This window comes from Wolbachia endosymbiont (group E) of Neria commutata, from assembly GCF_964026735.1.
Taxonomy (GTDB): Bacteria; Pseudomonadota; Alphaproteobacteria; order Rickettsiales; family Anaplasmataceae; genus Wolbachia.
This window is the reverse complement of the sequence record NZ_OZ034692.1, coordinates 411,869-431,349: the sequence shown is the minus strand read 5'-3', so window position 1 is coordinate 431,349 and position 19,481 is coordinate 411,869. Positions and strand designations below refer to the sequence as shown.

The following is a 19,481-nucleotide window of genomic DNA, read 5'->3' as shown; positions in this document are numbered from 1 at the left end:
AATTTCTAAAACTTTTCTATCCCTTGAATTGCTTCATATCTTCAATTTGTAACAAGTAACGGCTATTTTTTGGTAAAGCTTGAGCAGCAAGCTCTGCATATTTCATAAACTGCTTTGAATTACCTTCAATACAAGCTTTTTTCGCTAAAGCAAAGTAATACATTGCCATATCAGCGTCGTGTTTATATGCAATGCTTAAATATTTCCAGATAAAGGCATTATTTGGTTCTATATTTAAAATTTGTTCTAGGTAAAAAATCGCCTTTTTTGCATCACCATGTAACAATAAAGTGTGAGATAATGCAAGTTTTACTAAATAATTGTTATTATCAGATAAATATTTAAGCAATTTTTCATACATTTTGACTGCTTCACTTAAATTTCCAGACTTGTACAGCATTTCTGCTTTTAATTCATATAAGTATGGGTCACTAAATGTTTCTTGTATCAGTAAATCAACTCTAGCAATAGCCTCCTCTACCTTCCCTTGTCTATAACAAACTATAGCATTTACATACTCAGAAATTCTATCATTCCCCTCATATTTACTAGATAACACATGAATAGGAGAAAAAAAAGAGTCTAGCTTTGCAACCATACGCTCAAATTTCAGCAATTTATCCGCCAGAATTGGTTTTATATTATTTTTAACTTTATAATTCTGTACAGCAAATAAACGTTTATCACTAAGCGGATGAGTGCGGAAATATTGTTCAGTACTTTCACTCTCAATACTTTTAAAATAATCAAAAACCTCTTTCATGCCTGCATTATCATAACCAGATTCGTCAAGGTACCTTAGAGCATAGCTATCTGCTACACTTTCTTGTTCTTGAGAATAATTAAAAAATAGCTTTGTGCTAAGTGACACACCACCAAGCAGAATTGCACTAGCAATCTGAGGATCAATAACAATACTAGAAACCAATCCTACCACATAACTGATCATTGCTATCGATTGGAAATAACTCATAGAACCGCTCATCTGCAATATATGACCAACAGATATATGAGCAATTTCATGCGCTAAAATACCAAGCAGAACGTAAGGTTTAGTAGAATATTGTAAGAGTCCCAAATGAATAAAAATACTATTATTGTTAACTACGAAAGCATTAATCGAATTATCATTGATTATAAAAACTTTTATTCGGTCACTATCAATATCTGCAGCAGAAAATAGAGGTTGCGCTAACTCTTTCACCATTGCTTCTACTTCGCTATCTCTAATAACACTAGCAGAATAAGCATCATGACAATATACAAAAAAAAGCAACGCGATTAATAAATTAGCAATTTTGATCATGAAAACCCCTGAGAGGAATTTTATATTTTAACACTTAAGTTATAAATGTTAACCTATTTTTTGACGTAACTGATAAGCTTGTCGATGGTAGTTAACTTAATTTTATGATGTTCAGCAAATTCAAGCAGCTCTGGTAAACGCATCATAGAGCCATCATCATTCACTAATTCACAAATCACTGCTGAATGATCAAGCCCAGCTAGCTTTGCTATTTCAACGCTTGCTTCAGTATGGCCAGCACGCTTTGTTACCCCGCCTTCATTTGCAATTAGAGGAAAAATATGGCCTGGTGTTACGATGTCATCTTGAGTACTATTCTTGTTAATAGCAGTAAGTATAGTTTTTGTCCTATCCTCTGCTGAAACACCAGTTGTGATACCATAACGCGCATCTATAGACGTAGTAAATGCTGTATGATTATCACTAACATTTTTTTTCTCCATAAAGTTAAGATTCAAGCTTTCCATGTGAGATTTAGTCATCGCCAAACAAACAATGCCCGTACCATGATTTACCATAAAAGCCATATGTTCTGGCTTTATTTTCTCAGCCAAGACAATTAAATCACCTTCATTTTCTCTATTTTCATTGTCAACTAAAATAAATAATTTACCGGAGCGAGCATCCTCCAAAACATCCTGAATAGAAGAAATGCCCGGTGAATTCACTGACTTGAAATTGGCTTGTACCATAATTTATTTAAATTCAATCTTAACTATTTTATACAATTTTTCTCCACTTGGCACAACCACTTCTACATAATCACCAACTTTCTTGCCAATTAAAGCACTCCCCAGTGGTGAGCTACTGGATATCAACTTTCTTGAAACATCAGCTTCATACTCACCCACAATCTTATAAATATATTCTACTTCACTATCATCATGATTTAACATACTTAGTGTAACAGTCGCACCAAACATTACTGTATCACCAGACAAGTTCTCCACTTCAATCACTTCTGCGTGTGAGAGCTTATTCTCTAACTCTACTATACGGCCTTCGATGAAACCCAACCTTTCTCGTGCAGTATGGTACTCTGCATTTTCAGATAAATCACCATGATCACGAGCATCAGAAATAGCTTGTATAATAGAAGGTTTTTCTTCCTTTAATTTTCCAACTTCAGCTTGCATATGCTCAAAACCTTCTTTTGTCATAGGAAATTTACTAATAATGGATGAAGCCATAACCACCACCTAAACACAATTAAATTGAGTAATAAAATTATTCACGATATTAAAAATATCACTTTTTATACCATCACTCATGTCATTTGACAACTTTTTTAAAACTCCAGGGTGTGCAGCATTAAAATAACTAATAAGATCATGTTCAAATTTACTAATGTCGCTTAAAGCTATATTACTTAATTGATCGTATAGATTAGAAAAAATATACATCAGCACTACTTGCTCTTCCACTTGCATAGGTGAATGTTGCTTTTGCTTTAATAGCTCAACAAGGTATTTACCTTTATTCAAGGATAATTGAACACTAGCATCAAGATCAGAACCAAATTTCGCAAAATCTTCTAGTTCTCTATATTGAGCTAAACTTAGCTTTATAGAGCCCGCAACTTTTTTCACAGATTTCAGTTGTGCGGCGGAACCAACACGCGAAACTGATAAACCTATATTTACTGCAGGACGAAACCCTTTGTGAAACAACTCAGACTCAAGAAAAATTTGTCCATCGGTAATTGAAATAACATTTGTTGGCACATACGCAGACACATCACCAGCTTGAGTTTCAATAATTGGCAAAGCAGTTAATGACCCCTGCCCTTTCGCATCAGACATCTTAGCAGCCCTTTCAAGCAAACGTGAATGTACGTAGAATATATCGCCAGGATAAGCTTCACGACCAGGAGGACGTCTGAGTAACAAAGACATTTGCCTGTATGCTACAGCATGCTTAGATAAATCATCATATACGACTAAACAATGCATTCCATTGTCACGAAAAAACTCCCCAATAGTGCAACCAGCATAAGGTGCCAAAAATTGCATAGGCGCGCAGTCAGATGCGCTAGCTACAACTACAGTTGTATACTCTAATGCCCCACTCTCTTTCAGCTTATTTACTACTTTTGCTACTGTTGAAATTTTTTGACCAATCGCAACATAAACACAATAAACCTTTTGATTATCATCTACCTCATCATTAATCTTTTTTTGGTTGATAATAGTGTCCAGGGCAATAGTAGTTTTACCAATTTGTCTATCACCAATAATTAACTCACGTTGTCCTCTACCTATTGGAATTAGCAAGTCTATAATTTTCACTCCTGTTTGAAGTGGCTCATGCACAGACTTACGATCAATAATGCCTGGTGCTTTGGATTCTATATCCATCGTGTTTTTAGCTCTAATTTCTCCATGCCCATCTATAGGATGTCCTAAAGCATTTACAACTCTTCCCAATAATTCATGCCCTACAGGCACTTTAACGACATCACCACTACATTTTACCAGATCACCTTCTTTAACATCACGGTCATTACCAAGTATCACCACCCCAGCTGTATCATGATCCAAATCAAGAACTATTCCTTCTATACCGCTTGCAAAAGTTACCTTTTCACCGAATTTTGCCTTTTCTAGCCCATAAATTAACGCAATACCATCAGTTACTGAAATCACCTCACCTATATTTTCTCGCTTTATAGGATTATCAAATGCCCCAACTTTCTCTGTTATTATCTTTACTATTTCAGAAGCATTCATACGATCTGTCATATACAATTCCCTATTTTTAATATTTCCATTTTACTTAAATCAACTAACCTATCTAAGTAACTTCTTAGCGAAGCATCAATCAAATTAAAGCCATATCTAACTATAAAACCACCTAATATAGAAGGATCAACCACATTACTTACTTTTATTATTTTACCAAGAAAACTCAAAGATTCAGTAATTATTTTTATATCTGACTCTTTTAAAAACTCTGCCGATTTGATAGTAACTTCGAATTCATTTTTATTTTCTCTTACAAGATTCAAGAATTTTTCTAATATAGGAATTAAAAAACCAGGACGCTTATTAGAAAATATAACAATAATAAACCTTATTAAATCTTCACTTAGATGCCCTTTCATAGAAAGCATTACTTCTTTTTTGCTTAAAAAAGACACCCTAGGATTTGATAGATACATCAAAACATCATGTTGATTTTCAAAAAAAGCCAATAAAAACTCTACTTCGTTTCTTATGGTATCTAATTTATCATATGAAACATGTAACAGTACTCTAGCATAAGATGAAATTAAATTATTATACTCAGTCTTTCTCATACTTAAAATTACCTATATAAATTTCTCGCCAATTGATCCCTCAATCCAAGCATTTTTTATATAAACAGGTTTCCTTTTTAAAGAAAGGAAATATAAATCATACCTAATTGAACAATCCAAAAACTTAGGATTTTTACTCAAAAAATATTTAGAAGAATTTACAATAGACTGACACTGAACATTAGATATCGGTATTTCTTGGCCAAATAAACTTGTTTTAACTTCTATAAAAACAAGCTCCCTTTTTTTCAATACAATTAAATCAACTTCACCAAATCTAGAGCGGTAACGATGCTTTACAACATTATACCACTTTAATTTTAAATATACTAAAACTAATAATTCACCAAAGTAACCTATAAAGTAGCGTAAACCATTCACCATAAGAAGGCTATAATAGAAAATTAATTTTGTACCACTACCTTATTCTCTTCTTTATTTCTGCCATAAGTCTTACCCTTTGCTGAAATATCTCTATCAACCAACTCAATTACTGCCATTGAAGCACAATCACCTTTCCTAGCGCTAAGTTTCATTATCCTAGAATATCCACCTTTACGATCTTGATAACGATTAGCTAAAGCGGTTAATAACTTATCAACTACTAATTTGTCGTTATGAAGGCGCGAAAGTAAAAGTCTTCTACCATGCAAATCATTGTTATTCTTAGCAATCGTAATAAACTTCTCCACATACGGACGAAGTTCCTTAGCTTTTGGTAAAGTAGTTACAATCTGCTCATGATTAATTAATGAGATAGATAGATTTTTTAGCATCGACACCCTATGCTGAGTGCCACGAGATAACTTACGTTTTTTTATTCCATGTTTCATATACTACCTAATCTTCATCAGTGTGTTGTTTAGCTAATTCTTCTATATCTTGAGGTGGCCAATTTGGCACACTCATACCTAAAGACAAGCCAAAATTAGTTAAAACCGCTTTAATTTCATTCAAAGATTTTCTACCAAAATTAGCAGTCCTAAGCATTTCACCCTCTGTTTTCTGAACAAGATCACCTATATAAGTAATATCCTCATTCTTCAAACAATTGTGGGATCTAACAGATAACTCCATTTCATCAACTTTACGTAATAACACTGGATCATAACCCAAATCTTTAGCACTAGAAGATGAAGAAATCTGCTGTTTCTTATAACCCGTATCAGAGCTAACAAAAGGCTGCAGTTGTTCCTGCAATATTCTTGCAGCAGAATCAGCAGCTTGACTAGGAGAGATAGTACCATCAGTTTCAATTGATAGTATTAACTTATCCTTATCAGTTACCTGACCAACACGACTATTCTCTATCCTGTACGAAACTCTATTGACAGGACTATACAAAGCATTAACAGGGATAAAACCAGTTAAATCTTGCTCATTAATAAGCTTTAAAAATTCATTCTCTTTATATTTAGCTACAGGAAGATATCCCTTCCCGTTAGCCACATATATGGTCATATTAAGCTCTACATTTTCCCCCAATGTGCATATTAACAAATCTTTATTCACAATAGAACACTGCCCATCAGTTTCTATCATACCAGCTAACACCTGACAAGGACCCTTAGCAATCAAATTTAAGCATTTATTAGCAGTACCATTTAATTTACATCGCAACATGCTCATATTTAACACTATGTCAGTTACATCTTCTCTCACTCCCTGAATTGAAGTGAATTCATGCGTTATACCTTCAATTTTGATTCCATAAACAGCACTACCTCTAAGAGAAGACAGCATTACACGCCTCAGCGCGTTACCTAGTGTTAAAGCAAAGCCACTTTCAAGTGGCTCCAATACTATATCACCTTTTTCACTTGAACTACCTGATATTACCTTAACTGAGTTAGATTTAGTCAATTTATCTAAGTTATCACAGATAGAAACATTATCGTTATAATACATAAAACACCTTTTCAAATAATTCTATACTCTTCTTTTTTTTCTTAATCTACATCCATTATGAGGAATAGCAGTTTTATCTGCAATTGAAGTAACAGTTAACCCAAAGTTTCGAAGAGCCTTAACTGCAGCTTCAGTACCAAATCCAGGACCACGGATTATTACAGAAATAACCTTCATACCAAATCGCTCTATTGCATTCTTCGCAGCAGACTCTGCAGCCTTACCTGCAGCATAAGGTGTAGATTTTCTCGACCCCGAAAAACCATACGCGCCTACAGAGGTTTGGTATAATGTATTACCTTGAACATCAGTAACATTCACAAAAGTGTTATTAAAAGTTGCACGGATATGCACAACACCAGTAATAAACTTCTTCGTACTTTTAGCAACCGTTTTGACTTTTTTCATTAAAACTCACAATAATAATAAATTTATTTTTTCCCAGCAACAGGCAAACGAGATCTACCTTTACGTGTCTTAGCATTAGTATGAGTTCTTTGCCCCCTAACAGGTAAACCTTTTCTATGCCTCACTCCTCTATAACATCCCATTTCCACTAAAGATTTGATATTCATGGCTACTTCTTTTCTGAGCTCGCCTTCTATGGCATAATTTTGCCTAATGAAACTGCCGATTCTTTCTATGTCTTCATCCCGTAATTCTGAAACACGTTTCGACTTATCAATTTCACAAGCGTGGCAAATTATATTCGCAGTAGCAATACCTATACCATATATATAAGTTAATGCAAAAGGAACACATTTCTTTACCGGAACATTTATACCTGCAATACGTGCCACTGATACCTCGATATTTTATTAATAATAACTCTTAATTTATACCATAAAACAACTCTGAGTCAAACTAAATTACAAGAAATTTTACTTTCAATCTCTTGCGTCACCTTATCAACGCTCAAATTAGCGTCAATCGTCAATAATTTGCCTTTATAATACTCGCGTAAATCCTTCATCTGAAGGTGATATTCGCTTATTCTCTTATTAATTGCAGTTAAATTAGCATCATCAACCCTTTTCTCTAATCTCGTACTTTTACATTCAAGACAATGAGGATTATCACTACTGTTAAAAGAAGATACACTATATACACTCTTACAGTCCAAGCACACAAGACGATTTTTCAATCTATCAATCGCAATCTCATCATTAAGCTGCAGCTCAATTACAATATCAACATCCCTTTTATATTTTTCTTGCAAAGCATGAGTCAAAAAATGAGCCTGATTTAAATTTCTCGGGAACCCATCCAGCAAACAATTATTATCCACTAATGCAAGTTGATCACATAATAACTCACATATAATATTGTCTTGTATTAAATTACCGGACTCAACAGTATCCTTTATTTTTTTACCCAATTCACTGCCGCTAGATATAATATTTCTTAGTAAATCCCCTACTGAAATTAGCTTTAAGCCATATTTTGCTATTAATAAGCTTGATTGAGTACCTTTACCAGAACCCGGAGGACCAAAAATTGTAATGATCATCTTATTTTCCTTGCTTTAGACTCATATTTCTTTATCCAACTATCATACCTATTTGAAAAAATATAAGATTGTATCTTGGTGATAGTATCAGTAATAACATTAACTATAATCAATAAACTCGTTCCACCAAAAATAAATGGTATATCATAATGATATCTCATAATTTCAGGTACAGTACATATTACTACCAAATATGCAGAACCAATAAATGTTAACCTGAAAACTATATCTTGAAGGTAATCAGAAGTATGTTTTCCAGGTCTTCTACCAGGAATAAATCCACCATTTTTTTTAAGAAAATCGGCACTTTCCTCTGGATTAAATATAAAATTGGTATAGAAAAAATTAGAAAATACTATGAATGTTAAGTAAGCTATGATATACACTACTTTATTTGTCATAAAGTAATTTAAAATAAAGTCAGCAACAACATGCCCCTTATAGAAATTTGCGATTGAAATAGGTGTTAATAAAATTGCATTAGCAAAAATAGTCGGTATCACACCAGACAAATTAATCTTGAGTGGAATATAAGTAAAGTCATCATTATGTAATTTTTTGAATTGCTTTTTGGGATATTGAACAATTACTTTTCTATACGAGGATTCTACAAAAATAACTAAAAGAAGCAGTAAAAAAAATAATACTATAACCAAAAGGATAACAAATAATGATATGCTTCCATTTTTATTTAACGTTAATAAAGACGACAAAGCATTGTGCAATTCCGATATTATGCCAGTAAAAATGATTAATGAGATACCATTGCCTATGCCGTTAGCACTAATTTGTTCACCAAGCCATATCAAAAACATAGTCCCGCCTAAAAGGCTAAAAACGCCTACTGTACGAAACATAACACCAGGCTCAATTACAACTAGCGCTCCTTCTCTATTCATCCCCTCTAATCCAATCAAAATTGGTATTGATTGAAATACACAAAGTACTATGGTCAGATAACGTATATAAGAATTCATCTTTCTACGCCCTAATTCTCCATCGTTTTTAACTTCATTAATTCCCTTAATGGCAGAAGATAATAATTGCACAACTATAGAAGCCATTATATATGGCATTACATTTAATGCTAAAATCGTCATTCTAGCAAATGCACCACCAGAAAATAAATTCAACACTCCAAAGACACCAGCACTCTCTTTGGAAAATATATCATTAATTATGTCAAGATTAATTCCAGGAATAGGCACATAAGTACCCAAACGATAACAAATTAAAGCTATTAGTGTAAAAAATATATGCTTTAATAAATCGCCTTTATACAATAATGTAGGGCTCAAGCTATTAAATGCGGATTTACTGCTCATAATTTATGACAGTATTTCTACACTACCACCAGCTAAAGCCACAGATTTTCTTGCAGCCTCTGACACAAAATCAACATGAAATGCAAACTTCTCGCTTAACGTACCTTTGTTAAGAAGCTTGATTTTGTCTTTCATAGATTTTATAAAACCTAGTTTATACAACATTTCTTTATCTATAACAGAATTTTTTGCTATTTTTCCAGCCTCTATCAAGCGCTGTACATCACCAACATTAATTATAGAGTATATATTTCTGCGTATAGGCTTAAAACCTCTTTTCGGTAAGCGAGTATATATAGATTGTTGCCCACCTTCAAAGCCATTTATAGACACTCCACTTCTAGCTTTCTGCCCTTTATGCCCTCTACCGGATGTTTTGCCCTTGCCACAACCAATCCCCCTACCTAGCAACTTAGGCTTCTTTTTCTTAGATAAATTAGTAAATATAGAGTTTAACTTTATAGCATCGTTCATACTTTACCTATTTCCAACTATCTCACTAACTTTTTTACCCCTTTTGCTTGCCACTTGGCGAGGAGATAGCATACTATCAAAAGCCTCAAACACCGCACATATAACATTATGAGGATTATTTGATCTAGTAGACTTAGCTACCACATCTTTTATACCAAGAACCTCAAAAACTGATCTAATTGCTCCTCCAGCGATGATGCCTGTTCCAGGTCTTGCAGATCTTAAAACTATTTCACCAGAACAAAATTTAGCTTTTATATCATGATGCAAAGTTCTACCTTCACGTAAATACACTCTTATCATCGATTTTTTTGCAGCATTTACAGCTTTTATCCTCGCTTCAGCAACCTCTGCATGCTTGCCTGTTCCGCAACCTACCCTGCCCTTCCCGTCACCAACAACAACCAAAATTGAAAATGAAAATCTTCTACCACCCTTCGTAACTGTTGTTACTCTTCGCACCGAAACTAAAAGCTCTGATAAATCAGTATTATTTTGTAAATTCTTTACAGCCATATTAAACCTTTTAAAACTTAAATCCAGAGCTTCTTAAAGCTTCAGCAAATCGAGAAACCAATCCTGTATATTTATATGCCCCACGATCAAACACGAGCTCTTGTTCTAATTTCACACCAGACAGACGCTCAATCATTAAAGAAGAAACCTGCTTTATAGCTTCAGCATTGACTTTCCCTTTACATATGTTCCTAATTTTAGCATCCAAAGTAGAAGCCGAAGTAAGAGTTATTCCCTTTGCATCATCAATTAACTGAACATAAAAATGTCTATTAGATTTAAATATGGATATACGCAAACGTCCAGCGCCCTTATCGAGTTTCGCTCTATTACGGAGCTTTCTTTTTTCATAGCTACTTAAAAAATTATATAATCTTCTCATCTTAATTACTTCTTTTTACTTACAACTTTACGCAACATAAACTTACCTTTTATTACAATTCCCTTACCTTTATAAGGATCATATTTTCTAACTCTGCATATATCAGATGCCACCATATAGACTTTTTGCTTATCTATACCACTTACTACTAGATGAATTGGCTTTATGCACTTAATCTCAACACCCTTAGGCACTTTATACTTAACATTATGGCTATAACCAAGATACAAAGTCAAATACTTCCCATCACACTCTGCTTTATACCCAACACCATTAATCTCAAGATCAACAGAAAAACCATCAACCATTCCATTAATGATATTATTAATATTGCTCCTATAAGTACCCCACATAGGTTTTATTTCATCATAATTGTCTTGATCTTGATCAACGAAAAGCAATAGCTGATTATCAACAATCCGGCACACAACATCACTAACCAGGGTAAGCTCTTTTTCCTCCTTAGCACTCTTTATTAACATTCTACCATTGCTATATTCAACTGAAACACCAACAGGAATATTGATGGGCGCAGCACCTACACGAGACATGAATTTCTCCTATTATTTAAAACACACGACACAAAACTTCTCCACCAACCTTTAACTTATGCGCATTATAATCGGTCATTACTCCTTTGGATGTCGATATAATAAAAATACCAAGACCATTATATGCTTTAGAAATATCCTTATACCGAGAATAACGACGACAACCAGGCTTTGACACCCTAACTATGTCACTAATTACAGGTGACTTTTCATAGTACTTCAATTTTACAATAAAAGAAGGTAAATTATCTATAATTTGCTTTTCATAATCAAAAATATACCCCTCCTCTTTTAAAATCTCCAATATAGAAGAATTCATCTTAGAAAACAGCACCCTTGTCGTCCTATGCATTGCCAATTGCGCATTACGTATTCTTGTTAAAAAATCACCAATAGTATCAGATAACGCCACTATATACTCCTTATATTATAGTTACCAACTAGACTTTGTAACTCCTGGAATCTGTCCAAAAGAACATAAATCACGTAAAACAATTCTACACAAACCAAATTTTCTATAAACCCCTCTTGGCCTTCCAGTCAAAGCACACCTATTTCTAATTCTAACCTTAGAGGAATTTCTAGGCAACTTTTTAATTAATTTATTTTGAGCTGCAAACCTTTCACCAATAGACAAATTTTTATTATTCATTATAGATTTCAATTTTTCCCTTTTTTCTTTATATTGATCGCACAGCTTCATTCTGCGAAGATTTCTTTCTATCATAGATTTTTTTGCCATATATCTCTTCTCTCAATTAATCAAAAAAAGGAAATTTAAAAGCTAGCAACAATTCCTTTGCTTCCTTATCACTAGCTGCAGTTGTTACAATATTAATGTCCATACCTATAATCTTACTTATTTTATCGTAATCTACCTCTAAAAACGAGATATGCTCCTTTATGCCGAAGGAAAAATTACCATTTCCATCAAATTGCTTTACACTAAACCCTCTGAAATCTTTCTCCCTTGGCAAAGCAATATATACCAATCTTTCTAAAAACTCATACATTTTATCTCTACGCAATGTCACTTTACAACCAACTTTAGCATCTTTTCTGATTTTAAAACCAGCAATAGATTTTTTTGCAGAAGTTGATACAGGTTTCTGCCCTGCAATTAAATGCAAGCTCTCAAGCGGCTCATCTATTACTTTACTATCTGCAGCAGCATCTCCAACACCCATGTTAATACAAACTTTTACAAGTTTAGGCACTTGCATTACATTGCCGTAATTAAACTTATCCTTTAAGGACTTTACTATGCTATCTTTATATAACTCTTTAAACATATCAACCTAATCTATCACTTCTCCAGAAACTTTCGCAAAACGCACTTTTTTACCATCTATAACCTTAAACCCCACTTTAGTTGGAGTTTTATATTTAGGGTCTAATGTTGCAACGTTGGATATATCAATAGCTAATTCTTTACTTAATATACCACCATTATTACCAGCTCTTGGCTTGGTATGCCTCTTGCAAACATTTACTCCAGAGACAATTACCCTTTTTTTAGCACCGCGCGCTATAACTTTAATTATTTTGCCAATTTTTGCTTTGTCTTTACCAGTTAAAACTATAACGTCATCACCACTTCTTATTTTAGCACTCATTATAAAACCTCAACAGCTAGTGACATTATTTTCATAAAAGAACCAGATGATAACTTTTTTATCGGACCAAACACCCGAGTACCAAGCGGCTCGCCTTGATTATTAATTAAAACTACAGCATTGCTAGAAAAACGAATCACAGAACCGTCAGACTTCCTAATAGCCTTTTTCACCCTAACAACAACTGCTCTATATACCTTCCCTTTCTCAACCTTCCCCCTTGGGGTAATAGATTTAGTAGATACAATAATCGTATCACCTACAGTTGCAGATTTTCTACCACCTAACAAACCAATACAAAGAACTGCACGCGCACCAGAATTATCAGCCACTTCCAATAACGTATTTTTTTGAATCATATAAATATCCTATTCAATTTGAGCTATTAACAACAACCCATTTTTTAGTAGCAGAGATAGGCTTGTGTTCTTGTATCAAAACCTTATCCCCTTCCTTACAACTATTATTCTCATCATGTACTGTATATTTCTTATATTTTTTTATAACTTTTTTATACATTTTATCTTTATATACTTGCAACACCGAAACTTTTACAGTTTTATCACATTTAGTCTTAATTACAGTACCACAAAAAACCTTCTTAGGCATTCTTTTCCTCTCTTCTTCTTTCATTTAATGCAGTTAAAATACGGGCTATGCTCTTTTTTATCAAACCAAAACACGAAATATTATTGTACTGTCCTAACTTTTTTTGAAAAACTAAATTAACAAACTCTTTTCTCAAATTCACAAGAATCTCATGTAATTCTTGCGAAGACTTTGATCTGATATCAGTTATATCCATTACAACCTCATTTAATTATGATTAGATATAAATTTACACTTTATAGGAAGCTTAGCAGTTGCTTTTTCAAGAGCCAATTTTGCTAAATGCATAGGTACATCATTACTGATTTCAAATAAAATCCTGCCAGGCTTAGCTTTAAACACCCAAAATTCAACACTACCTTTCCCCTTACCCATGCGCACATCCGCTGGTTTTTTACTAACAGGAGTATCAGGAAAAATCCTTATCCATACTTTACCAGAACGTTTTAAAGTTCTAGATATTACACGTCTTGCTGTTTCAATATGTTTAGATTGAATTCTCCCAGGTTCCATGGCCTTTAAGCCGTAATCTCCAAAAGACAGTGTGCTGCCACCCTTCGCGTTACCATTAATTCGTCCTTTAAATACTTTTTTATATTTACTCTTTTTGGGAACAAACATCTCAATATACCTAATTAATTACCAATATAAACCCAGACTTTAACTCCTATAATGCCATATATAGTTTTTGCTTCAGCAAAAGCATAGTCTATATTAGCACGTAAAGTATGCAAAGGCAAACGACCTTCTTTATACCACTCAGTACGAGCTATCTCAGCTCCGCCAAGACGCCCAGAACAACTTACTTTAATACCTTTACCACCCATCCTCAAACAACTCTGAATAGCTTTTTTCATTGCCCTTCTAAATGATACCCTTTTTTCCAGCTGTTGCGTAATACTGTTTGATATTAAAGTTGCATCTATTTCAGACCTCTTAATCTCAACTACATTCAACTCTACATTATTTTTCACTTTTTCAGCTACTTTTTTCTTTGTCTTTTCAATATCCGAGCCTTTCTTACCTATTATCACTCCAGGTCTAGAAGAATGTATTGTTATAGTCACCAAATCAATTTTACGCTCAATGATTATTTTAGAAACGCCAGCGTGCTTAAAAGACTTATTTATATAACTGCGAATATCTAAATCTTGATGCAATCTTTGTTTGTAATCTTTATTAGCATACCAGATAGAATTCCAGGTATTAGCATTTATTTTTAACCTAAATCCTATAGGATTAACCTTTTGTCCCATATCTCTACACTTTCCTTGTTAATTTTTCATTTTTAAAAATCATATAATTTCTCTTAGTTTTATAGTTATATTGCTATAACGCTTGCTAATTCTATTCGCCCTACCCATAGCTTTTGGATACACCCTACGTAAAGTAAAAGATTTACCTATTAAGATCTCTTTTATATATAAATTATCAATATCCAGCCCATAATTATATTGAGCATTAGCAATTGCAGAATTTAATACTTTACTTATAAGACCAGCAGCTTTCTTTTCACAAAATTTTAATTGCACCGTAGCATAAGAAACCTTTCTATTACGCACTAAGCCAGCAGCCAAATTCAACTTACGAGGAGTTGATTTTAAAACCTTAGAGCTAGCTTCAACTATTATATCCCTATTTTTCATATCAATTACCTTCTTGTTGCCTTTTTATCACCGCTATGCCCAGCAAATTTACGAGTAGGTGAAAATTCACCAAATTTATGACCTATCATATTCTGATCATTAACATTAACAGGAATGTAATCCTTACCATTATAAATAGCAAATTTCAAACCCAAACAATTAGGCAAAATTACAGAAGCTCTAGAGCGAGTCTTTATAACCATATTAACAAGCCCTTTCTTTAAAGCAGCACTTACTGCCCTTATTACAGAAGGATGACAAAAAGGCGGCTTCCACGCAGATCTACTCATAAATTACCCTTTCAATTGCTTTATATATTTATTACTAGCTTTGTTTTTCTTTCTAGTTTTCTTACCCTTAGTTGCAACACCCCAAGGAGTAACAGGATGGCGTCCCCCAGAAGTTTTTCCCTCCCCTCCTCCATGTGGATGATCAACCGGATTCATAGCAACTCCACGAACAGTAGGTCTAACTCCGAGCCACCTATTTCTTCCAGCCTTACCCAATTTTCTATTTTTATGATCAGCATTAGACACTACACCAATAGTAGCTTTGCAAGAAGATAAAATCAACCTAACCTGACCAGATCTGAGACGCAATAAAAAATATTGGCCATCACGACCAACGATTTGCGCATAACAACCAGCAGATCTAGCAATCGCAGCACCATTACCTGGTTTAAATTCAATATTATGTACAAAAGCACCAACAGGTATATGCTTGAGTGGCAAACAATTCCCCGGCATAATGTCAGCATCACTTCCAGATATAATAACATCACCTGGCTTCATACCCTGAGGAGCTAATATGTAAGACTTAGCGTCATCTTCCTTATATGATACTAAAGCTAAAAATGCACTCCTATTTGGATCATATTCTATACTCTCAACTACCGCTTGACCACTTCTATTACGTTTAAAATCTATAATTCTATAGGTCTGTTTATGACCACCACCTTTATGACGAGTTGTAATTCTACCGTAATTATTTCTTCCACCAGTAGAACTTTTACCACGTGTAAGAGACTTTTCTGGCTTATCTTTTGATAAACCAACTCTACTTACTAAAACAGTCCCACGAGAAGATGGAGTAACAGGATTAAGAAATTTTATACCCATATTAAACACTCATTATATCTAATTTTTGACCATCCATTAAAGAAAAATAAACCTTCTTTTTCTGTTTTTCACAACCAACCACACCCCTAAAGCGCCTAGATTTAGGCTTAATTTTAAGAACATTCATAGAAGAAATTTTAACATCAAATAAAGATTCTATTGCTAGTTTTATTTGACGCTTACTTGCATTTGCAAATACATACAAAGAATATTTATTAAATTTCTCCCTTAAAAAAGAAGCCTTTTCGGTAAGTATAGGAGATTTTATTATATTATTATATTTAATCATAGCAATCTACCTTCAAGATGCTTCAAAGCATCACTTGTCAACATTATACACTCATGATTTAGTATATCAAAAACATTCAATCCTATAGGTTTGATTAAATCTACATAATGCAAATTTCTAGCAGCACGCAGTAAATCATCTCCATAATCACCAACTATTAGAAAAGAAGAAAATTCAAAATTTTTAATATATTGACACATCTCAGATGTTTTTTTTACATCAATATTTAAATTATCAAGAATAATCACTTGATTGTTTAAATATTTTAGAGATAAAGCAATTCTTAACCCAAGCTTGCGCACCTTCTTATTAAGAGAATAAGCGTGACTCCTTACAACAGGCCCAAAAATGATTCCACCACCTCTAAATTGAGGAGAGCGCAAACTCCCTTGCCTTGCCCTACCAGTCCGCTTTTGACTATAAGGCTTAGCAGTCGTACCAGAAACATCACTAATACCTTTCGTTTTATGAGTACCAGCTCTCCTCTTCGCTAATTGCCATCTTACTATATCATGCAAAATACTCATCTTTTGCTTAACAGAAAATATCAAAGGATTAAGCTGGGCAGTGCCCAGATCGCTATTAGATAAATTCACCAACTTACATTCCATAACTAACTCGCTACACTACTATCATCACTCATATTATCTAACAAAAACCCTACAGGAAAAAAAGGAACGTCTTTGTGTAAAGATTTCTTAACCGCATCTCTCACAAAAACACAAGAACTTTTAAACCCAGGAACATTATTACCTTTCACAGCAATTATACTATTTTCATGATCAATAGATAATATCTTCATATTCTGCACAGTCACTCTGCTATTACCCAAATGACCAGCCATTTTCTTCCCTTTAAATACCCTACCTGGATCCTGACATTGACCAGTAGAACCTTGCGATCTATGAGCAATAGAGACACCATGAGATGCTCTCAAACCGCTAAAATTATGTCGCTTCATCACACCAGCAAACCCCTTACCTATAGAATAACCTGTAATATCAAGATACTGACCAACCACAAAATGATTAACACCTATTTTCTTACCACATTCTATTCCTGATAGATCATTCAATCTACTTTCATATAATTTACATTTACTATTTATGCCAATTTTCTTCAAATATTCCAGCTGAGGCTTTGCAATGTTTTTAAAATCTCCAACACCTAAAATAACTGAATTATAACCACACTTATCTTGCTCTTTTACATCAACAATACAAGTTTCACTGAGATGCAACAAAGTTACAGCTGTGCAACCAGTAGCAGAATATATAGACGTATGACCAATATTCGTCATTAATAAACCAATTCTTCTCAGCGAATTTATTCTCTTCATTAGTCCTACCTTAAACCTTAACTTCTTTGACTTTCAAATCAACTTCTACACCAGCAGAAAAAGATAAACCCTGAAGCATCTGCATCATAGTAGGAGTAAGATCATGTAAAACAATCAATCGCCTAGAAGTTCTCATTTCAAATTGCTCACGAGATTTTTTATCAACGTGAGGAGATCTATTAACAGTAAACTTAGAATCTTTCCTCGGTAATGCAATCGGACCGGATAATTTTGCACCAGATCGCTTTAACTCATCGATAAACTTGCGAACGCATCTCTCTAATAAAGAACAATCAAACGCCGTAATGATAATATATATATCCTGCTTCATCTTAATTACTTACTCACTCTAAAATCTCAGAAACAACACCAGAACCAACAGTTCTACCGCCTTCTCTTATTGCAAAACGCAAGCCCTTATCCATCGCTATTGGCACATGCAACTCTACCTCTATACTCACATTATCACCCGGAATCACCATCTCTTTTCCATCCAGCAACTTTATACTTCCTGTTACATCGGTCGTTCTTAAATAAAATTGCGGCTGGTAATTCGCAAAAAATGGCGTGTGCCTGCCTCCCTCCTCTTTCTTCAATATATAAACCTCCGCCTTGAATTTCTTATGCGGCGTTATCGTCCCTGGTTTTGCGAGCACCTGCCCTCGCTCCACTTCTTCTCTTTTTGTTCCTCTGAGCAATATTCCCACATTCAGTCCCGCACTGCCTTTATCCAGCAATTTCTTGAACATTTCCACGCCCGTACATATCGTCTTTTGGGTCGCTTTTAAACCTATTATCTCTACTTCATCGCCAGTCTTTATTTCTCCACGCTCTATTCTTCCTGTTACCACCGTTCCGCGGCCTGATATAGAAAATACATCCTCAATCGGCAATATAAATGGCAACTCTACAGGTCTTGGTGGAATTGGCACATATTCATCTAATTTCTGCATCAATTTATCTATTGATTTTTTGCCATATTCGCTATCCTCATTCTCCAGCGCCTTGAGTGCCGAACCAACTATCACAGGAACATCATCGCCTGGAAATCCATATTTACTCAACAATTCCCTGATTTCCATTTCCACTAAATCTATCATATCACGGTCAGCAACATCCGCTTTGTTTATATATACCACAATATACCCAACTCCAACCTGCTTTGCGAGCAATATATGCTCTCTCGTTTGTGGCATCGGCCCGTCAACACCTGACACCACCAATATCGCCGCATCGATCTGCGCCGCTCCCACAATCATATTTTTCACATAATCAGCATGACCAGGACAGTCAACATGCGCATAATGGCGTGTCTCAGTCTGATATTCAACATGCGCCGTTGATATTGTTATCCCACGCTTCTTCTCTTCTGGCGCCTTATCTATCTGATCATACGCTACAAAATTTCCATAATGCTTTGTTATCGCCGCCGTTAACGTCGTCTTCCCATGATCCACATGTCCTATCGTCCCCACATTTATGTGCGGCTTTCCAAATGCTTCTACTACTGTTGTCATAATTTAAACTTTTCTATCCAAAATACAAATACATCAATAAATAATATGTTGATTTTATAAAAACACAACAAAAAAAA

General features: G+C 34.3%; 33 protein-coding genes. All 33 read right to left on the bottom strand.

The window, feature by feature from the left end; genetic code table 11:
* Window positions 1–16: 16 nt before the first annotated feature.
* From AAGD89_RS02290 to tuf, 33 genes are read right to left on the bottom strand one after another with little or no spacing between them, the layout of a single operon-like run.
* Window positions 17–1,306, bottom strand: a complete 1,290-nt coding sequence (locus AAGD89_RS02290; protein WP_341808665.1) for a M48 family metalloprotease — start codon at window positions 1,304–1,306, stop codon at window positions 17–19.
* Window positions 1,307–1,359: 53 nt separating this feature from the next.
* The gene (ribB, locus tag AAGD89_RS02285) at window positions 1,360–1,998 is read right to left on the bottom strand and encodes a 3,4-dihydroxy-2-butanone-4-phosphate synthase (protein ID WP_341808664.1); all 639 of its coding nucleotides are present in this window, start codon (window positions 1,996–1,998) and stop codon (window positions 1,360–1,362) included.
* Window positions 1,999–2,001: 3 nt separating this feature from the next.
* Complete coding sequence (gene greA, locus AAGD89_RS02280; RefSeq protein WP_341808663.1) at window positions 2,002–2,496, bottom strand: transcription elongation factor GreA; 495 nt, start codon at window positions 2,494–2,496, stop codon at window positions 2,002–2,004.
* Between the two features lie 9 nt (window positions 2,497–2,505).
* Window positions 2,506–4,047, bottom strand: coding sequence for a F0F1 ATP synthase subunit alpha (gene atpA, locus AAGD89_RS02275; protein ID WP_341808662.1), 1,542 nt, complete (start codon window positions 4,045–4,047; stop codon window positions 2,506–2,508).
* Entirely contained in the window at window positions 4,044–4,604 is a 561-nt protein-coding gene (atpH, locus tag AAGD89_RS02270) for an ATP synthase F1 subunit delta (protein WP_341808661.1), read from the bottom strand. The genes atpA and atpH overlap by 4 nt, the downstream gene beginning before the upstream one ends.
* A 12-nt stretch (window positions 4,605–4,616) precedes the next feature.
* Window positions 4,617–4,988, bottom strand: coding sequence for a YraN family protein (locus AAGD89_RS02265; protein ID WP_341808660.1), 372 nt, complete (start codon window positions 4,986–4,988; stop codon window positions 4,617–4,619).
* 20 nt (window positions 4,989–5,008) lie between these two features.
* Window positions 5,009–5,437, bottom strand: a complete 429-nt coding sequence (rplQ, locus tag AAGD89_RS02260) for a 50S ribosomal protein L17 (RefSeq protein WP_341808659.1) — start codon at window positions 5,435–5,437, stop codon at window positions 5,009–5,011.
* 7 nt (window positions 5,438–5,444) lie between these two features.
* Window positions 5,445–6,512 carry a DNA-directed RNA polymerase subunit alpha gene (locus AAGD89_RS02255; RefSeq protein WP_341808658.1) on the bottom strand — a complete coding sequence of 356 codons (1,068 nt, stop codon included), beginning with the start codon at window positions 6,510–6,512 and terminating at the stop codon, window positions 5,445–5,447.
* 21 nt (window positions 6,513–6,533) lie between these two features.
* Window positions 6,534–6,920, bottom strand: coding sequence for a 30S ribosomal protein S11 (rpsK, locus tag AAGD89_RS02250; RefSeq protein WP_341808657.1), 387 nt, complete (start codon window positions 6,918–6,920; stop codon window positions 6,534–6,536).
* A gap of 23 nt (window positions 6,921–6,943) precedes the next feature.
* A complete protein-coding gene (gene rpsM / locus AAGD89_RS02245; protein ID WP_341808656.1) occupies window positions 6,944–7,312 on the bottom strand; it encodes a 30S ribosomal protein S13 in 369 nt (122 codons plus the stop codon).
* 59 nt (window positions 7,313–7,371) lie between these two features.
* Window positions 7,372–8,022: a nucleoside monophosphate kinase gene (locus AAGD89_RS02240; RefSeq protein ID WP_341808655.1), complete on the bottom strand. Its 651-nt coding sequence runs from the start codon at window positions 8,020–8,022 to the stop codon at window positions 7,372–7,374.
* Window positions 8,019–9,347, bottom strand: a complete 1,329-nt coding sequence (secY, locus tag AAGD89_RS02235) for a preprotein translocase subunit SecY (protein WP_341808654.1) — start codon at window positions 9,345–9,347, stop codon at window positions 8,019–8,021. The genes AAGD89_RS02240 and secY overlap by 4 nt, the downstream gene beginning before the upstream one ends.
* A 3-nt stretch (window positions 9,348–9,350) precedes the next feature.
* Window positions 9,351–9,821 (bottom strand): 50S ribosomal protein L15, encoded by a 471-nt coding sequence (rplO, locus tag AAGD89_RS02230; protein WP_341808653.1) that lies wholly within the window; start codon window positions 9,819–9,821, stop codon window positions 9,351–9,353.
* Window positions 9,822–9,824: 3 nt separating this feature from the next.
* On the bottom strand, window positions 9,825–10,337 hold the full coding sequence (rpsE, locus tag AAGD89_RS02225; RefSeq protein ID WP_341808652.1) for a 30S ribosomal protein S5: 513 nt from the start codon (window positions 10,335–10,337) through the stop codon (window positions 9,825–9,827).
* A gap of 10 nt (window positions 10,338–10,347) precedes the next feature.
* Window positions 10,348–10,719, bottom strand: coding sequence for a 50S ribosomal protein L18 (gene rplR, locus AAGD89_RS02220; protein WP_341808651.1), 372 nt, complete (start codon window positions 10,717–10,719; stop codon window positions 10,348–10,350).
* Window positions 10,720–10,724: 5 nt separating this feature from the next.
* Entirely contained in the window at window positions 10,725–11,270 is a 546-nt protein-coding gene (gene rplF, locus AAGD89_RS02215; protein ID WP_341808650.1) for a 50S ribosomal protein L6, read from the bottom strand.
* Window positions 11,271–11,286: 16 nt separating this feature from the next.
* Window positions 11,287–11,682, bottom strand: a complete 396-nt coding sequence (gene rpsH / locus AAGD89_RS02210) for a 30S ribosomal protein S8 (RefSeq protein WP_341808649.1) — start codon at window positions 11,680–11,682, stop codon at window positions 11,287–11,289.
* A 21-nt stretch (window positions 11,683–11,703) separates the two neighbouring features.
* Window positions 11,704–12,012: a 30S ribosomal protein S14 gene (gene rpsN, locus AAGD89_RS02205; protein WP_341808648.1), complete on the bottom strand. Its 309-nt coding sequence runs from the start codon at window positions 12,010–12,012 to the stop codon at window positions 11,704–11,706.
* Between the two features lie 16 nt (window positions 12,013–12,028).
* Window positions 12,029–12,562, bottom strand: a complete 534-nt coding sequence (gene rplE, locus AAGD89_RS02200; protein ID WP_341808647.1) for a 50S ribosomal protein L5 — start codon at window positions 12,560–12,562, stop codon at window positions 12,029–12,031.
* A 6-nt stretch (window positions 12,563–12,568) separates the two neighbouring features.
* Window positions 12,569–12,886, bottom strand: coding sequence for a 50S ribosomal protein L24 (gene rplX / locus AAGD89_RS02195; RefSeq protein WP_410541862.1), 318 nt, complete (start codon window positions 12,884–12,886; stop codon window positions 12,569–12,571).
* Entirely contained in the window at window positions 12,886–13,245 is a 360-nt protein-coding gene (gene rplN / locus AAGD89_RS02190; RefSeq protein ID WP_341808646.1) for a 50S ribosomal protein L14, read from the bottom strand. Before rplN ends, rplX begins: the two co-directional genes overlap by 1 nt.
* Before the next feature lie 13 nt (window positions 13,246–13,258).
* Complete coding sequence (gene rpsQ / locus AAGD89_RS02185; RefSeq protein ID WP_341808645.1) at window positions 13,259–13,495, bottom strand: 30S ribosomal protein S17; 237 nt, start codon at window positions 13,493–13,495, stop codon at window positions 13,259–13,261.
* Complete coding sequence (gene rpmC, locus AAGD89_RS02180; RefSeq protein ID WP_341808644.1) at window positions 13,488–13,691, bottom strand: 50S ribosomal protein L29; 204 nt, start codon at window positions 13,689–13,691, stop codon at window positions 13,488–13,490. Before rpmC ends, rpsQ begins: the two co-directional genes overlap by 8 nt.
* An 11-nt stretch (window positions 13,692–13,702) precedes the next feature.
* Window positions 13,703–14,116, bottom strand: coding sequence for a 50S ribosomal protein L16 (rplP, locus tag AAGD89_RS02175; protein WP_341808643.1), 414 nt, complete (start codon window positions 14,114–14,116; stop codon window positions 13,703–13,705).
* A 14-nt stretch (window positions 14,117–14,130) separates the two neighbouring features.
* Entirely contained in the window at window positions 14,131–14,751 is a 621-nt protein-coding gene (rpsC, locus tag AAGD89_RS02170) for a 30S ribosomal protein S3 (protein ID WP_341808642.1), read from the bottom strand.
* Window positions 14,752–14,790: 39 nt separating this feature from the next.
* Window positions 14,791–15,141: a 50S ribosomal protein L22 gene (gene rplV, locus AAGD89_RS02165; protein WP_341808641.1), complete on the bottom strand. Its 351-nt coding sequence runs from the start codon at window positions 15,139–15,141 to the stop codon at window positions 14,791–14,793.
* A gap of 5 nt (window positions 15,142–15,146) precedes the next feature.
* Window positions 15,147–15,431, bottom strand: coding sequence for a 30S ribosomal protein S19 (gene rpsS, locus AAGD89_RS02160; protein WP_341808640.1), 285 nt, complete (start codon window positions 15,429–15,431; stop codon window positions 15,147–15,149).
* A 3-nt stretch (window positions 15,432–15,434) separates the two neighbouring features.
* Window positions 15,435–16,259 (bottom strand): 50S ribosomal protein L2, encoded by an 825-nt coding sequence (gene rplB / locus AAGD89_RS02155; RefSeq protein WP_341808639.1) that lies wholly within the window; start codon window positions 16,257–16,259, stop codon window positions 15,435–15,437.
* Window position 16,260: 1 nt separating this feature from the next.
* Window positions 16,261–16,548 (bottom strand): 50S ribosomal protein L23, encoded by a 288-nt coding sequence (locus tag AAGD89_RS02150; RefSeq protein ID WP_110409471.1) that lies wholly within the window; start codon window positions 16,546–16,548, stop codon window positions 16,261–16,263.
* On the bottom strand, window positions 16,545–17,159 hold the full coding sequence (gene rplD / locus AAGD89_RS02145) for a 50S ribosomal protein L4 (RefSeq protein WP_341808638.1): 615 nt from the start codon (window positions 17,157–17,159) through the stop codon (window positions 16,545–16,547). Before rplD ends, AAGD89_RS02150 begins: the two co-directional genes overlap by 4 nt.
* Before the next feature lie 2 nt (window positions 17,160–17,161).
* Complete coding sequence (gene rplC / locus AAGD89_RS02140; protein ID WP_341808637.1) at window positions 17,162–17,887, bottom strand: 50S ribosomal protein L3; 726 nt, start codon at window positions 17,885–17,887, stop codon at window positions 17,162–17,164.
* A 10-nt stretch (window positions 17,888–17,897) separates the two neighbouring features.
* The gene (gene rpsJ / locus AAGD89_RS02135; RefSeq protein WP_341808636.1) at window positions 17,898–18,218 is read right to left on the bottom strand and encodes a 30S ribosomal protein S10; all 321 of its coding nucleotides are present in this window, start codon (window positions 18,216–18,218) and stop codon (window positions 17,898–17,900) included.
* Between the two features lie 13 nt (window positions 18,219–18,231).
* Window positions 18,232–19,404, bottom strand: a complete 1,173-nt coding sequence (gene tuf, locus AAGD89_RS02130; RefSeq protein WP_341808635.1) for an elongation factor Tu — start codon at window positions 19,402–19,404, stop codon at window positions 18,232–18,234.
* Window positions 19,405–19,481: the final 77 nt, after the last annotated feature.